This window comes from Nocardia amamiensis NBRC 102102 (genome assembly GCF_001612745.1).
Classification (GTDB): Bacteria; Actinomycetota; Actinomycetes; order Mycobacteriales; family Mycobacteriaceae; genus Nocardia; species Nocardia amamiensis.
Window position 1 is genome coordinate 1 of sequence record NZ_BDBA01000033.1, and the last position, 13,354, is coordinate 13,354.

Consider the following 13,354-nt stretch of genomic DNA (forward strand, 5'->3'; position numbering starts at 1 on the left):
CCCCGACAAGTCGGCTACACCTCGGAGTTCGCCTTCGCGAAGGCATTCAAACGCGAATACGGGGTGGCCCCGGGGCAATACCGCCGCGCGGCCGACAGCCCGCCACTGGTCGCGGTCTGATCAGCCCTTTGCGCGATGCCGGCGGGCTTCCTGAGCAGCCGCCCACTCACTTTGCGCGAGGGGCGGTTCCACCTCGCGGCACTGAGAGCTACAAACCGGGCGTCCTACGACGATGCTGCCTCCGCGCGGCGGACCGAGTAGCGCGGTGCGTTCACGTGACGCCGTCGACATGACCGACCGGTCGGCCGCTTGCCAGCGAACCCGGAGGTGGTCAGCTGAACGGTGAGCGGGGTCGCTCCTGGAGTTCGCCGTCGACGTAGATGTCGACCTTCTCGTTGTAGAAGCAGACCAGTCCGGCGACCTTCTGACTTTCCGGAAGCGGAGTGCGGTAGCCCCATACGTAGTCGAAGTACTCCTTGCCTTCGATGCGGACCGACCAATAGTCCGCGGTGCCCTTGTAGGGGCAGTGGGTGTTGGTGGCCGACGGGTGCAGCAAATCCATGCGGACATCCGTCATCGGCAGGTAATACCTTGGCGGCAAGCCGGTTTCGAAGAGGATGCGCGGCGTACGCGAGTCGGCGACGGTGACGCCGTCGATCTCCACCCGGATGTGCCGCGAGCTGGCCAGGATGTCGACCCGCGAGTACGGATCGCGCGGATGGACATAGATCGGCTCATCCTCCTCGAACCACTCGTCCATCGCGTCCCACTCCAGCCGGACCAGGTCGCGTAGTTCGGCGAGCGGCGAATCGTGATACCGCAGCGCCGCCGCGCCCGCCGTCGTGCCGTCCACCGCGACGTCGTACACGGTCGCGTCGCCACGGCTGGGGGAGTGCTGGGTGGTTCCGTGTGGTTCGAGCTTCGCGCGCAGATCCGCGACCGGCAGATAGTAGGTCGGGTAGTGCGGGTGCTCCCACACGAGCACCGGCCTGACCGTGTCGGCCACCAAGTGCCCGCCCAAATAGACTCGCACTCTCTTCTGGCCGGTCTCGACGCGGACGCGGCCCCGCTTCGCTTCGGTCATATCTCCTGACCGTACTCCTCGCCGGGGACTGCGCCAGGGGGTGAAGCGACGAATGGCGGCCTTCGGTGCGTTTCGAAACCCGAGGTTGAATCCCGGCTCGGTGCGCCCGTCAGACCGGCTGGGTCGACGGCCGTCGCGGCGTCCCGAACAATTGTGCGTCCGCGTGGGCGCGCTTGAAGAACAGATGCGCGTCGTGCTCCCAGGTGATCGCGATGCCACCGTGCAATTGGACGGTTTCGGCCGCGATGGCGGTGAGTGCTTCCGAGCAGTGCACCCGGGCGACCCACACGTCCTCTGCGGCGGACGGGCTGTTCGACGCCACCGCCGCCGTAGCCGCCACGGACGCGGACCTGGCCGATTCCAGCAGCACGTACATGTCCGCCATGCGGTGCTTGAGTGCCTGGAAGCTGCCGATCACCCGGCCGAACTGCACCCGGGACTTGGCGTAGTCCACGGTCATCTCCAGGCACCGGTCCGCGGCGCCAACCTGCTCGGCGGCCAGGGCGGCCAAGGCGATGTCGCGCAGCCGGGCGATGGTCGCCGCCGGATCACCGGACCCGAGCCTGCGGGCGGGCGCTGCGGCGAAGGTGATCTCGGCGAGTTTCCGCGTGGGGTCCATGGTCGGCGCGGACCGCCGGGTGACGCCCGCCGCAGTCGGCTCGACTTCGAAGAGACCGCTGGAGGTCACCACGACGAGGGCGTCCGCGGACATTCCGTCGAGCACGTAATGCGTGGTCCCGGTCAGTGCGCCGTCCGTCTCGTGCACGCCCGGCTCGTCCCAGCCGCGCTCGCCCGCCCAGCAGACCGCGATCGCCCTGGTGCCCTCGGCGACCTCGGGCAACAGCCGCGCGCACGCCTCGGCATCACCCGACAACAGCACGGCTTGCGCACCGAGGACGGCCGACCCGAGCATCGGCACCCCGGCCAGCGTGCGGCCCAATTCGCCGACCACCAGCAGTGATTCGACCAGGCTCGCGCCGAAACCGCCGTACTCCTCGGGAATCGCCAGCGCCGCGACGCCGATCTGCTCGCACAGCAGCCGCCACAGGTCCGGGTCGTAGCCGAGTTCGGTGTCCATCGCGGCACGCACCGCCGCTGACCCGGCGTGCTTGGTCAGCAGGGCTCGGACCGACGCGAGGAAGTCCTGGTGTTCGGCGGTGCTCATGCCTGCGCCTCGCTGAAGCTCGGCTCCGGCACCACCACCCGGGTGGCTGTGCCGATGGTTCGCTCGCTGCGCTCGCTCATGCTGTGCTCTTTCCGGCTCGGGCGGGGCGATGCATGATCACGCCTTGCTGTCTGCGGGCCTGGTTACTCATGCGATGCCTTCCGTGGCGTGATCCCGATCGGTCTGCTCGCGCAGCGCGCGGGCGATCCGAGAGCGGTGCAGATCGGTTGTGCCCCACGCCGATCGCAAAGCGGTCACCTTGGTCAGCCACAGCGAGAGGTCGTACTCGGCGGTGTAGCCGATGGCGCCGTGCACTTGCAGGGCGGCGCGGGCCGCACGGTAAGCCGCATCGCCGCAGGCGATCACGGCGGCCGACACATCCCGGCCGCGGGTGGGTCCGGTCATGGTCAGCGCGGCGCGGTAGAGCAGTGGCTCGGCGAGATCGAGCGCGATCTGCACGTCGGCGAGCTTCTGCTTCACCGCCTGGAATTCACCGATCGGCTTGCCGAACTGCTTGCGCTGCTTGGCGTATTCGGTCGAGGCGTGCAGCAGCGCGCGTCCAGCGCCGAGCAACTGGGCCGCGCAAGCCAGCACACCCGTGTCGAATCCCGCGGCCGCGGCCTCGCGGACCGGCTCGCCCTCGGCAACAGCGGCGTCCGCTGCCACGGTGAACAACCGGCGTGCCGGATCGACCGACCGCGTCAGGCTGGTGCGGTGCCCGGTGGACAGCCGTGTTCCTTCGGTCAGGAGTACGACCTCGGCGGTGTCGGCATCCAACGCGACGCCGCTGCGACCGGGCGCCTCGAACGCGACAGTGCCCAGCGCCACTCCTCCCGCGAAGCCCGGCAACCACCGCGCGGCCAAGCCCTGGTCCGGAAGTGCTTGCAGCAGTGCGGGGATCGCGGCGGCTGTTTCCACCAGCGGTCCCGGCGCGGCCGCACGTCCGATCTCTTGGAAGGCCACGACCAGATCGATCGGCTCGGCACCGAGGCCGCCGTGCCGCTCCGCCACGGCCAAGCCGAGCACACCGGCTTCGGCCAGCTGCCGGATCAGGGCGCGCCCCGGTCCGGGATCGCCCGACGCCCATGCGCGCACCGCGGCGGGCGTGCGGCCCGCGTCCAGCAGCTTGCGCAGGCTGGCGCCGAAATCGAGTTGTTCGGGGCTGAGCGCGAATCTCATCGGCTGCTTCCTCTCGGCAGTCCGAGCAGCCGCTCGGCGATGATGTTGCGCTGAATCTCGTTGGTGCCCGCATAGATCGGGCCGGACAGCGCGAACAGGTAACCGTCGGTCCACGGCCCGGAGTACTCGGCCGCCGCGCCGAGCACCTCGAGCGCGGTCTCGTGCATGGCGATGTCGAGTTCGGACCAGAACACCTTGGTGATGGAGGATTCCGCGCCCAGCTTGCCGCCCTCGTCGAGGCGGGTGACCGTGCCGAAGGTGTGCAGCCGGTATGCCTCGCTGCCGATCCACGCGTCGACCACCGCGTCGCGCTGCGCGGTGTTGTCCTGGTCGCCGGTGTCGAGCCACAGATCGATCAGCCGCCGCGCAGTGGCGCTGAACCGGCCGGGGCTACGCAACGAGAGGCCGCGCTCGTTGCTGGAGGTGCTCATCGCCACCCGCCAGCCCTCGCCGGGCGCACCGATCACGTCACGGTCGGGCACGAAGACGTCGTCGAGGAAGATCTCCGCGAAGCCGGGCTCGCCGTCCAGTTGCGGGATCGGGCGCACGGAAACGCCGTCAGCGCTCAGCGGGAACATCACATAGGTGAGGCCCTTGTGCCGCTCGGCGTCGGGGTCGCTGCGGAACAGGCCGAACGCCCAGTCCGCGAAGGCGGCGCGCGAGCTCCACGTCTTCTGGCCGCTCAGCAGCCAGCCGCCGGTGGTGCGCCGGGCGGTGGAGCGGATGCCGGCCAAGTCGCTGCCAGCCTCCGGCTCGGACCACGCCTGCGCCCAGATGTCGTCGCCGCGCGCCATCCGCGGCATGATCCGCGCGAGCTGCTCCGGCGTTCCGTGCTCGAAAAGTGTTGGCGCCAAAAGGAAGATGCCGTTCTGGCTGACCCGTCCCGGCGCGCCCGCGGCATAGTACTCCTGCTCGAAGAGCACCCATTCCAGCAGCGAGGCGTCGCGTCCGCCGAACTCCTCGGGCCAGGCGACGACGGAGAACCTGGCGTCGGCGAGGGCGCGCTCCCATGCGCGGTGCGCCTCGAATCCGGCCTTCGTGTCCATCGAGGGCAGCGGCTGCGCGGGTTTGTTGGCGGCCAGAAATTCGCGGACCTCCCGTTGGAATTCCCGCGTCGCCTGGTCGAGATCCAGATCCACTACGTCGTTCCATTCTGTTCTGCGGTGCTCGCGGAAGCCTTCATCGACTTGGCGTTCATGCCGCCCAGCGAGTCGGCGCCGACTTCGGCGTTGTGCGCGTGTGCGAAGTGGTGCAGACCGAAGACCGAGTCCATGCCCGATCGCATGCCCATCAGGTCCTCGGCCTGGTTGACCGCTTTCTTGGTCAGCGCGAGACCGAACTGCGGCATGGTGGCGATCTTTTCGGCCAGCGCCAAGGTCTCGGCCTCGAGTTCAGCCCGTGGCACCACCCGGTTGACCATGCCCCACTCTTTGGCCTGGGCCGCGCCGAACCGGTCGCCGGTGAACAGGAACTCCTTGGCCGCGCGCGGACCCATCACCCAGGGGTGCGCGAAGTATTCGACACCGGGGATGCCCATGCGAACGACCGGATCGGAGAAGAACGCGTCATCGGAGGCGATGATCAGATCGCACACCCAGGCCAGCATGAGGCCACCCGCGATGCAGGCGCCCTGCACCATGGCGATGGTCGGCTTGGGAATCTCCCGCCAGCGACGGCACATGCCGAGATAGACCTCGAGCTCCCTGGCGAAGCGCTGATCGCCGCCGACCCGGTCCACGTGGTCCCACCACAGCGCGGCCTTGTTCTGGTATCGCACATGGTGGTCGCGGCCCGGCGTGCCGATGTCGTGCCCGGCGCTGAAGTGCTTTCCATTGCCCGCCAAGACGATCACCCCGACTTCGGGGTCTTCCACGGCGCGCTCGAAGGCGGCGTCGAGCGCGTAGGTCATCACCGAGTTCTGCGCGTTGCGGTAGTCCGGCCGGTTCAGCGTGACGATCGCGACGCGACCGCGCCGCTCGTAGGTGACCACCTCGCCCTCGTCCGGGACGGCCGGACCCTCGTTCGGGGTTGCCGGTTGCGACATTACGACTTCTCCTCACGTAGTTGACGCTTGAGCACTTTCCCGGCGGCGCTGTAGGGCAGCTGGTCGCGGAATTCGACGAACCGCGGCACCTTGAAGTTGGCCAGCACGGTGGTGGCATGGGCCAGCACCTGGGCCTCGGTGAGCGCCGAACCGGGCCTGCGCACCACGTAGGCCTTGCCCACCTCGCCCATCCTGCTGTCGGGCACTCCGATGACGGCGGATTCGGCCACACCGTCCAGCCGGGCCAGCGCCTGCTCGATCTCGGCCGGATAGACGTTGAAGCCGCCGGAGATGTACATGTCCTTGAGCCGGTCGGTGATCTTCAGGTATCCGCGCTCGTCGATCGTGCCGACATCGCCGGTGTGCAACCAGCCGTCGGCGTCGATGGTCTCGGCCGTGCTGTCCGGGTCGTCCAGGTATCCGAGCATGACGTTGGGTCCGCGCAGCAGGACTTCGCCGGCCTCGCCGAGCCGCAGTTCGAAATCCGCGATCGGCCTGCCGCAGGTGTTCGCGATGGTCTCGGCGTCGTCTTCGGCGCGGCACATGGTGCCGAAGCCCGCGGCCTCGGACAGGCCGTAGGCGGTGATGACGACATCGAAGTCGAGTTCCGAGCGCATCCGCTCGATCAGCACCACCGGCACCGTCGCCGCGCCGGTGACGGCCACCCGAAGGCTGCTCAGGTCGAACCCGTCGCGGTCGGGGAAGTCCAGGATCGTCTGGTAGATGGTCGGCGGGCCGGGCAGCACCGTGACGTTCTCCGCGCCGATCAGCCGCATCGTCTCCGGCACGTCGAAGGTCGCCTGCGGGATGATCGTGGCTCCGGTGACCAGGCAGGCGAGGATGCCCGCCTTGTAGCCGAAATTGTGGAAGAACGGGCTGATCACCAGGTACCGGTCGGCGCGGCGCAACGTGGCGCATTCCGCCCAGGCTCGCACCACCGCGAGCGCCTGCCGGTGCGCGACCAGGGTGCCTTTGCTGCGGCCGGTGGTACCGGAGGTGAACAGGATGTCGGAGATGTCGTCCGGGAGTACCGCCGCGGCGCGTTTCTCGGCCTCGGCCACCGTGACCTGTTCGGCGACGATCGCCAGTTCCGACCAGTCCAGCGCGGCGATATCCGTGTTCTCCGTACCCGGCTCGACCGGGATTACCACGACCGTGTCGATGGCCAGATCGGGCGCGGCCGCGTGCAATTCCACGAGCCGGTCGCGGCCGAGAAAACTCCCTGCGATGAACAGCGCCTTCGCCTGCACCCGGTGCAGGACATCGGCGGCCTCCTCGGCGACGTAGCGGGTGTTCAACGGCACCAGCGCCGCCCCGGCGTAGTGCGCGGCGAGCGCGGCGATCACCCAGTGATGGGTGTTGGGCGCCCACATGGCCACCCGGTCACCCGGCCGCACGCCGCGCGCGATGAGCGCCCGCGCCACGTCTTGGACCGACTCGAGCAGATCTGCCCAGCTCAGCCGGACCGCGCCGTCCGCGACCGCGAAGGCGGCGCCGAACGTGCGTGCGGCGTGATGCAGTGCCATCGGCGTCGTTTGTGCAGGGGTTGTCACGGGTTGTCCTTACCGTCCGCGAGCCAGTTATGCGCGCGCTCTACAAAGCAAGTGCTTGGTAGGTTATCCTACCGGCGTGGGTGCGATCCAGACCTCAGAATCCGATACCGCCGCGCCGGACGGGCGGCTTTCCGCCGCACAGGACGCGCGATTCGCCGCCGAGGTGCGCGAGTGGCTGGATGAGAACCTCAGCGGAGAATTCCGCGCGCTGCGCGGTCTCGGCGGGCCCGGCCGCGAACATGAGGCGTTCGACGAGCGCCTGGCCTGGGACCGGCATCTGGCCGCCGCGGGATGGACGTGCCTCGGCTGGCCGAAGGAATACGGCGGCCGCGAGGCCACCGTGCGGCAGCAGGTGATCTTCCACGAGGAATACGCCAAGGCCAACGCGCCCGCGCGGGTGTCGCACGTGGGTGAGGAACTGCTCGGCCCGACCCTGCTCGCCTTCGGCACCAAAGCTCAGAAGGATCGGTTCCTGCCCGGCATCCGTACGGTCAGCGAATTGTGGTGTCAGGGCTACTCGGAACCGGGCGCGGGCTCGGACCTGGCCGCGATCACCACTTCGGCGCACCTGGATGGTGACGAGTGGTCGATCAACGGGCAGAAGATCTGGACGTCGCTGGCCCACGTGGCCGACTGGTGCTTCGTCCTCGCCCGCACCGAGCGCGGTTCCACCCGCCACAAGGGCCTGTCCTACCTGCTGGTGCCGATGAGGCAGCCGGGCATCGACGTGCGCCCGATCATCCAGCTCACCGGGACGTCGGAGTTCAACGAGGTCTTCTTCGACGACGCTCGCACGGCTGCGGACCTGGTGGTCGGCGAACCGGGTGACGGCTGGCGGATCGCCATGGGCACGCTCACCTTCGAACGCGGTATCTCCACCCTGGGCCAGCAGATCCGGTTCGCCCGCGAACTGGCCGACATCGAGGCGCTGGCCCGCCGCACCGGCGCGGCCGACGACCCGCTGATCGCCGACCGGATCGACCGAGCCTGGGTCGGTCTGCGCGTGCTGCGTGCGCACGCCATGCGCACGATGCAGGGCGCTGGCCTGGACGATGGCGGTGGCCAGGCATCGGTGGCGAAACTGCTGTGGGCCAACTGGCATCGCGGACTCGGCGAGCTGGCCATGGCCGTGCTCGGCGCCCGGGGCCTGGTCGCCTCAACCGCCGGGCCGACGGGCGAGAACGATCTCGACGAATGGCAGCGGCTGTACCTGTTCACCCGCGCCGACACCATCTACGGAGGTTCGAACGAAGTGCAGCGCAACATCATCGCCGAGCGCGTGCTCGGACTGCCGCGCGAGGCGCGCCCGTGACGGGCCCGCTGTCGATCGCCCCCGCGCCCGTTCCCGGGCACGGCCTGCTGATCGGGCGCACCGCCGTGATCACCGCCGCCGCGGGCACCGGCATCGGCTCGGCCACGGCGCGCAGGCTGTTGGCCGAGGGCGCGGACGTGGTGGTCTCCGACTGGCACGAGCGGCGGCTGGCGGAGACGGCCACCGAGCTCGCCGCGGAGTTCCCGGACCGGCGCGTTGCCTCGATCGCGTGCGACGTGCAGCGCACCGAGCAGGTGAACGCGCTGGTGCGCGGCGCGGCCGAGACCATGGGCCGGATCGACGTCATGGTGAACAACGCCGGGCTGGGCGGGGAGACGCCCGTGGTCGACATGACCGACGAGCAGTGGAGCCGCGTCCTGGACATCACGCTGAGCGGCACGTTCCGCTGCACCCGCGCCGCGCTCGGCTACTTCCGCGACGCGGGCCACGGCGGCGTGATCGTCAACAACGCCAGTGTGCTCGGCTGGCGCGCGCAGCACGGCCAAGCGCACTACGCCGCGGCGAAGGCGGGCGTGATGGCGCTGACCAGGTGCAGCGCGATCGAAGCCGCCGAACTCGGCGTCCGGATCAACGCGGTGGCCCCGAGCATCGCCAGGCACGCCTTCCTGGACAAAGTGAGCTCCACCGAACTGCTGGACCGATTGTCCGAGCGGGAGGCGTTCGGCCGCGCGGCCGAGCCGTGGGAGGTCGCGGCGACGATCGCGATGCTGGCCAGCGACTACACCTCGTACCTGACCGGCGAGGTCGTCTCGGTCAGCAGCCAACGCGCCTGAGCCGCCCCGGCTTTCACGGCTGTCCGCCCGGTTCTTTCGCGTCGGATCGGGCGGCGGGCGCGTCTGGCGACCATCGAGCAGCCGCTTGCTCGGTACCGGTGCGCGATCCGCACGCCGGAGTGCGATCGCCTTCCAGCGTCGGGCGCAGTGCGCCGAAATAGGCAGCTGATCAGGTGGAAAAGGACGAGCCGGAGAGCATGGGGGTGTGCCATGCTGGATGGGATCGGAACCGCGCTCTGCAAGGGGGCGATGGCTATGGGCCTGGATCGCCCACCTGCCCGCGAACAACTGGAACTCGACTTGGTCCGCGACGTCGTACTCGCCAGGCGGCGGCTGGACAGCCTTGTGCTTTCGGCGCTCGCCCTCGGCGCCGAACTCATCGAGCACACTTCCGAACGCGCGGTCGCGATGGCGGCCGCGCGGATTCTCGAGCAGCACGCCGTCGACGAGGGCGAAGTCGCGCGCGACCCGCGCGGCGCGTTGCGCTCCGATCTGGCGCGCGATCGGGAGCGCGCCAGGCGTATCGGACTCAGCTACCCGTCGGGCGATTTCGAAACCGAGGACGAGCGGCGCAGGCAGCGCCAGATGGCTCTGCTGTGCGAGGTGCGCGCGGACCTGCTCGCAGTCCTCGCGAAATGCCGCAAGTCCCGTTTCGATGGGGTGACCTTCGCGGACGAGATCGCCCAGGGTCTGTGCGCGGCCACGGACAAGCTCGTGATCGGCGCCGACATGGAGACCTATCACGCCTGGCAGCGTGGCATGGTGCTCAAGTTGAGCGAGGAAGCGGTGCCCGGCGGTCCGCCGCGGGTAATGGCCACCGTGGACGCGGGACCGGACCGTGGCCAGCTCACGGTGGAATGGGACAGTTGCGAACGACGTCTCGCGCTCGTCGCGCGGATGGCGCGTGCGGGCGTCTCGCCGGTGGTGATCTGCGATCGACTGCTCGCCGACCTCTCGGTCTCCTCCCCGCTGCGCTACTCCTCGCGCTGAACGCCCTACTCGACCAAGCAAATGCTTGGTTGTATGATGGGCCGCGTGACCGCATCAGACGCCTCGAAATCAGCACGGCGCAGCGAGCTGCTCGCCCTTGCGGCCGAATTGTTCGCCGAGCGGGGCCTGCGAGCCACCACCGTGCGTGACATCGCCGACGCGGCCGGAATCCTGTCGGGCAGCCTCTACCACCACTTCGACTCCAAAGAGTCGATGGTGGACGAGATCCTGCGCGGATTCCTCGACGACCTCTTCGGCCGTTACCGCGAGATCGTCGGCTCCGGACTGAGTTCGCGAGACACGTTGGAAGCCTTGGTGCTCGCCTCCTACGAGTCGTTCGACCGCTGGCACGCCGCGGTCGCGATCTACCAGGCCGAGGCGAAGCGATTGCGCACCGCGGAGCGGTTCACCTACATCGCCGACTACAACCGCGAATTCCGTGAACTCTGGCACCGGGTGCTGACCAACGGCGTACAGGACGGCAGCTTCCGGCCGGAACTCGACGTCGAACTGGCCTACCGGTTCCTACGCGACACGGTGTGGGTCGCGGTGCGGTGGTACCGGCCAGGTGGCCCCATCACCGTCGACAACCTCGCCAAGCAGTACCTGACCATCGTGCTCGACGGGCTCACCGTCCCCGAGCGCACCACGTAGGAGTCCATACATGTCAGCACCTTCCGCGTCCCGCCGCCCGTATGCTCCGCTGCGGGACGCGTACGTGATCGATGCGGTACGCACGCCGGTCGGTAAGCGCGGCGGCGCACTGGCGGGCGTTCACCCCGCCGATCTGGGTGCGGCCGTGCTGCGCGGTCTGCTGGATCGCAGCCCGATCGATCCGGGGGCGGTGGACGACGTCATCGTGGGTTGCGTCGACAACATCGGTCCGCAGGCGGGCAATATCGGCCGCACCATGTGGCTGACCGCGGGTTATCCCGAAGAGGTTCCCGGTGTCACGGTGGACCGGCAGTGCGGATCAAGTCAGCAGGCGATCAATTTCGGCGCGCAGGCCATCATGAGCGGCACCGCCGAAGTGATCGTGGCCGGGGGCGTGCAGAACATGAGCGCGATCCCGATCTCCGCGGCCATGCTCGCGGGCAAGGAATACGGCTTCGACTCGCCATTCGTCGGCGCCGAAGGCTGGGACCACCGCTACGGCACCGGCGAGGTCTCGCAGTTCCGCGGGGCCAAGTTGATCGCCGAGAAGTGGGGTATCAGCAGGGCGGACATGGAGCGCTGGGCACTGCGCAGCCACGAACGGGCGCGCGACGCGATCAAGAACGGACGCTTCGACAACGAGATCGTTCCGGTCGGCGATTTCTGGATCGACCAGGGCCCTCGCGAGACCAGTCTGGCGAAGATGGCCGCGCTGCCGGCGCTGGCCGAGGGCAGCCCGCTCACCGCGGCGGTGGCCAGCCAGATTTCCGACGGCGCCAGCGCCACGCTGCTCGCGTCGGAGTGGGCGGTGCGCGAATACGGCCTGACGCCGCGGGCGCGCATCCATCATGTGAGCGCGCGCGGCGCGGACCCGATCTTCATGCTGAGCGCGCCGATTCCGGCGACCAAGTGGGCGTTGGAGAAGTCGGGGCTCAGCATCGACGACATCGATGTGGTCGAGATCAACGAGGCGTTCGCGCCGGTGGTGCTGGCCTGGTTGAAGGAGACCGGCGCCGATCCGGAGCGGGTCAACGTCAACGGCGGGGCGATCGCCCTCGGCCACCCGCTCGGTGCCACCGGCGCAAAGCTTTTCGCGACCCTGCTCAATGAGCTCGAGCGGATCGAGGGTCGCTATGGCCTGCTGACCATCTGCGAGGGCGGCGGCACCGCCAACGCCACCATCATCGAGCGCCTGCCCCGCTGATACCGGCGCCGCGAGCGGCACGTCGGCGACTCGAGTTCGCCGGCATGCCGCCGGGTGGATGCGGCGAAGACTCCGCTCAGACCGGTCCGGTGTCGACGGTGTAGGTGCCGACCAGCTGGCCGCTTCCGACACTTGCGCCTTCGATCGCGGATTTCGCCTGGGCGACGGGTGTTTTCGAGCTCAAGGAAACCGGGTGCGACAGCGCATGCACGATGAATCGGTAGTGGTGCACGCCGGTCCCGGTCGGTGGGCACGGCCCGAAGTAATCGGCCAGGTCCGCGCTGTTGAGGCTGACTACACCGCCCTTCGGGGTCTGGCCCTCCTCGCTGGAGGTCGTGGTCAGCGGGATGTCACTGACCACCCAGTGGGTGAACAGCCCGATGGGTGCGTCCGGGTCGTCCATGATCAGGGCGAGCCGGACGGCTGATTCCGGAACGGTCCAGGTCAGGGGTGGCGGCCGATTCTTTCCGGTGCACGAGTATGTCTCCGGGATAGGCGCGCCATCGGTGAAAGCGCTACTGCTCACAGTGATCTCGTTCGTCGCAGGCATCGTGGCCTCCGCTCGAGTGGTAGTGGTCGAGTCCTTGGATTCGCCGTATCGCCACCTGCCGCGGCCGACGCCTGCGCCGGTACGGCGGAGACAGGCGAAACCGGTATGCGGTTATGGATCAAGATTAGGCCGCCGATTCCCCGTCAACCAGGCGTTGGCGGTAAATGCGCTGGTCCGGGCGGTGGATGACGTGCCGGATCGGCGGATGGATGGCGCGAGTTCATCGTAGGTCGGCGAGGGCTGCGACGACTGCCCATGCGTCGGTACGTGGTTCCGATGTCCAAGGGGCCGTGGGTTTGTGAATGCGCAGCGAGACCACGCCGTGCAGGGCGCACCACACACGCAGCGCGAGATCCGGCGCTTTCTCGGCGGGTAACAGATCGGCGAGACGGTCCAGCAGATCCAGCCCTGGCCCAGTGCCGGATTCGATCGGGGGATCGGGGCGTTCGAACAGCAATTGGTAGGCGCCGGGATGATTCTCGGCCCACGTGAGATAGGCATCGATCAACGCGCGCAGCCGGTCGGCGCGGGTGCCGGTGGGCGGGTCAGCGGCATCCAGCGCGTGCCGCAGCCGACCGAACAGTTCCACGGTCACGGCATAGTTCAGCGCATCCTGAGACGGGAAATGCATGTAGACCGCGCTGGGCGCGACACCGCAGGCCCGGGCGATGGCGCGCAGTGACGGCGTCGGCAACGCCTGCGGTTCCAGCAGCAGTTCGATCGCGGCGGCAACCAACTCCGCGCGGAGCCGCTCACCCTCCCCACGCGCTCGTCGCTGACGTGTGTCGGTCATCGAGCCTCCCTTGACAAGTATCACTGAACAGC

Annotated in this window: 14 protein-coding genes; 6 read left to right on the forward strand and 8 right to left on the reverse strand. The window is 68.8% G+C overall.

Annotation, left to right across the window (positions count from 1 at the left end; translation table 11 throughout):
• Positions 1-120, forward strand: a 120-nt coding sequence (locus NA4_RS38985) for an AraC family transcriptional regulator (protein WP_157128920.1), incomplete at its 5' end; no start/stop codon positions are given.
• A 211-nt stretch (positions 121-331) separates the two neighbouring features.
• On the opposite strand, the gene NA4_RS09395 is transcribed toward NA4_RS38985, so the two are convergent.
• From NA4_RS09395 to NA4_RS09420, 6 genes are all read right to left on the reverse strand, one after another.
• The gene (locus NA4_RS09395; protein WP_067467183.1) at positions 332-1,084 is read right to left on the reverse strand and encodes a DUF427 domain-containing protein; all 753 of its coding nucleotides are present in this window, start codon (positions 1,082-1,084) and stop codon (positions 332-334) included.
• A gap of 109 nt (positions 1,085-1,193) precedes the next feature.
• Complete coding sequence (locus NA4_RS09400) at positions 1,194-2,249, reverse strand: acyl-CoA dehydrogenase family protein (RefSeq protein ID WP_067467186.1); 1,056 nt, start codon at positions 2,247-2,249, stop codon at positions 1,194-1,196.
• A gap of 147 nt (positions 2,250-2,396) precedes the next feature.
• Entirely contained in the window at positions 2,397-3,428 is a 1,032-nt protein-coding gene (locus NA4_RS09405; protein ID WP_067467189.1) for an acyl-CoA dehydrogenase family protein, read from the reverse strand.
• Positions 3,425-4,567, reverse strand: coding sequence for an acyl-CoA dehydrogenase family protein (locus NA4_RS09410; protein WP_067467190.1), 1,143 nt, complete (start codon positions 4,565-4,567; stop codon positions 3,425-3,427). The genes NA4_RS09405 and NA4_RS09410 overlap by 4 nt, the downstream gene beginning before the upstream one ends.
• Positions 4,567-5,472: an enoyl-CoA hydratase gene (locus NA4_RS09415; RefSeq protein WP_067467193.1), complete on the reverse strand. Its 906-nt coding sequence runs from the start codon at positions 5,470-5,472 to the stop codon at positions 4,567-4,569. The genes NA4_RS09410 and NA4_RS09415 overlap by 1 nt, the downstream gene beginning before the upstream one ends.
• The gene (locus NA4_RS09420) at positions 5,472-7,025 is read right to left on the reverse strand and encodes a FadD3 family acyl-CoA ligase (protein ID WP_281179992.1); all 1,554 of its coding nucleotides are present in this window, start codon (positions 7,023-7,025) and stop codon (positions 5,472-5,474) included. Before NA4_RS09420 ends, NA4_RS09415 begins: the two co-directional genes overlap by 1 nt.
• A 76-nt stretch (positions 7,026-7,101) precedes the next feature.
• On the opposite strand from NA4_RS09420, the gene NA4_RS09425 reads away from it, so the two are divergent.
• From NA4_RS09425 to NA4_RS09445, 5 genes are all read left to right on the forward strand, one after another.
• On the forward strand, positions 7,102-8,337 hold the full coding sequence (locus NA4_RS09425) for an acyl-CoA dehydrogenase family protein (RefSeq protein ID WP_067467199.1): 1,236 nt from the start codon (positions 7,102-7,104) through the stop codon (positions 8,335-8,337).
• Complete coding sequence (locus NA4_RS09430; RefSeq protein WP_067467202.1) at positions 8,334-9,131, forward strand: SDR family oxidoreductase; 798 nt, start codon at positions 8,334-8,336, stop codon at positions 9,129-9,131. The genes NA4_RS09425 and NA4_RS09430 overlap by 4 nt, the downstream gene beginning before the upstream one ends.
• A 210-nt stretch (positions 9,132-9,341) precedes the next feature.
• Positions 9,342-10,121 (forward strand): hypothetical protein, encoded by a 780-nt coding sequence (locus tag NA4_RS09435; RefSeq protein WP_245671230.1) that lies wholly within the window; start codon positions 9,342-9,344, stop codon positions 10,119-10,121.
• A gap of 36 nt (positions 10,122-10,157) precedes the next feature.
• A complete protein-coding gene (locus tag NA4_RS09440; protein WP_067467208.1) occupies positions 10,158-10,775 on the forward strand; it encodes a TetR/AcrR family transcriptional regulator in 618 nt (205 codons plus the stop codon).
• A gap of 10 nt (positions 10,776-10,785) precedes the next feature.
• A complete protein-coding gene (locus tag NA4_RS09445) occupies positions 10,786-11,979 on the forward strand; it encodes an acetyl-CoA C-acetyltransferase (protein WP_373862770.1) in 1,194 nt (397 codons plus the stop codon).
• Between the two features lie 76 nt (positions 11,980-12,055).
• Here the strand turns inward: NA4_RS09445 and NA4_RS09450 are convergent, their stop codons facing one another.
• Together NA4_RS09450 and NA4_RS09455 are read right to left on the reverse strand one after the other, a co-directional pair.
• The gene (locus NA4_RS09450; protein WP_067467211.1) at positions 12,056-12,529 is read right to left on the reverse strand and encodes a YbhB/YbcL family Raf kinase inhibitor-like protein; all 474 of its coding nucleotides are present in this window, start codon (positions 12,527-12,529) and stop codon (positions 12,056-12,058) included.
• A 220-nt stretch (positions 12,530-12,749) separates the two neighbouring features.
• Entirely contained in the window at positions 12,750-13,322 is a 573-nt protein-coding gene (locus NA4_RS09455; RefSeq protein ID WP_067467214.1) for a TetR/AcrR family transcriptional regulator, read from the reverse strand.
• Positions 13,323-13,354 lie beyond the last annotated feature (32 nt).

Excerpts from the sequence above, each read along its gene's own strand:
- NA4_RS09395 (WP_067467183.1), bottom strand. The coding sequence starts at position 1,084 with ATGACCGAAGCGAAGCGGGGCCGCGTCCGCGTCGAGACCGGCCAGAAG.
- NA4_RS09400 (WP_067467186.1), bottom strand. The coding sequence starts at position 2,249 with ATGAGCACCGCCGAACACCAGGACTTCCTCGCGTCGGTCCGAGCCCTG.
- NA4_RS09405 (WP_067467189.1), bottom strand. The coding sequence starts at position 3,428 with ATGAGATTCGCGCTCAGCCCCGAACAACTCGATTTCGGCGCCAGCCTG.
- NA4_RS09415 (WP_067467193.1), bottom strand. The coding sequence starts at position 5,472 with ATGTCGCAACCGGCAACCCCGAACGAGGGTCCGGCCGTCCCGGACGAG.
- NA4_RS09435 (WP_245671230.1), top strand. The coding sequence starts at position 9,342 with ATGCTGGATGGGATCGGAACCGCGCTCTGCAAGGGGGCGATGGCTATG.
- NA4_RS09440 (WP_067467208.1), top strand. The coding sequence starts at position 10,158 with ATGGGCCGCGTGACCGCATCAGACGCCTCGAAATCAGCACGGCGCAGC.
- NA4_RS09445 (WP_373862770.1), top strand. The coding sequence starts at position 10,786 with ATGTCAGCACCTTCCGCGTCCCGCCGCCCGTATGCTCCGCTGCGGGAC.
- NA4_RS09450 (WP_067467211.1), bottom strand. The coding sequence starts at position 12,529 with ATGCCTGCGACGAACGAGATCACTGTGAGCAGTAGCGCTTTCACCGAT.
- NA4_RS09455 (WP_067467214.1), bottom strand. The coding sequence starts at position 13,322 with ATGACCGACACACGTCAGCGACGAGCGCGTGGGGAGGGTGAGCGGCTC.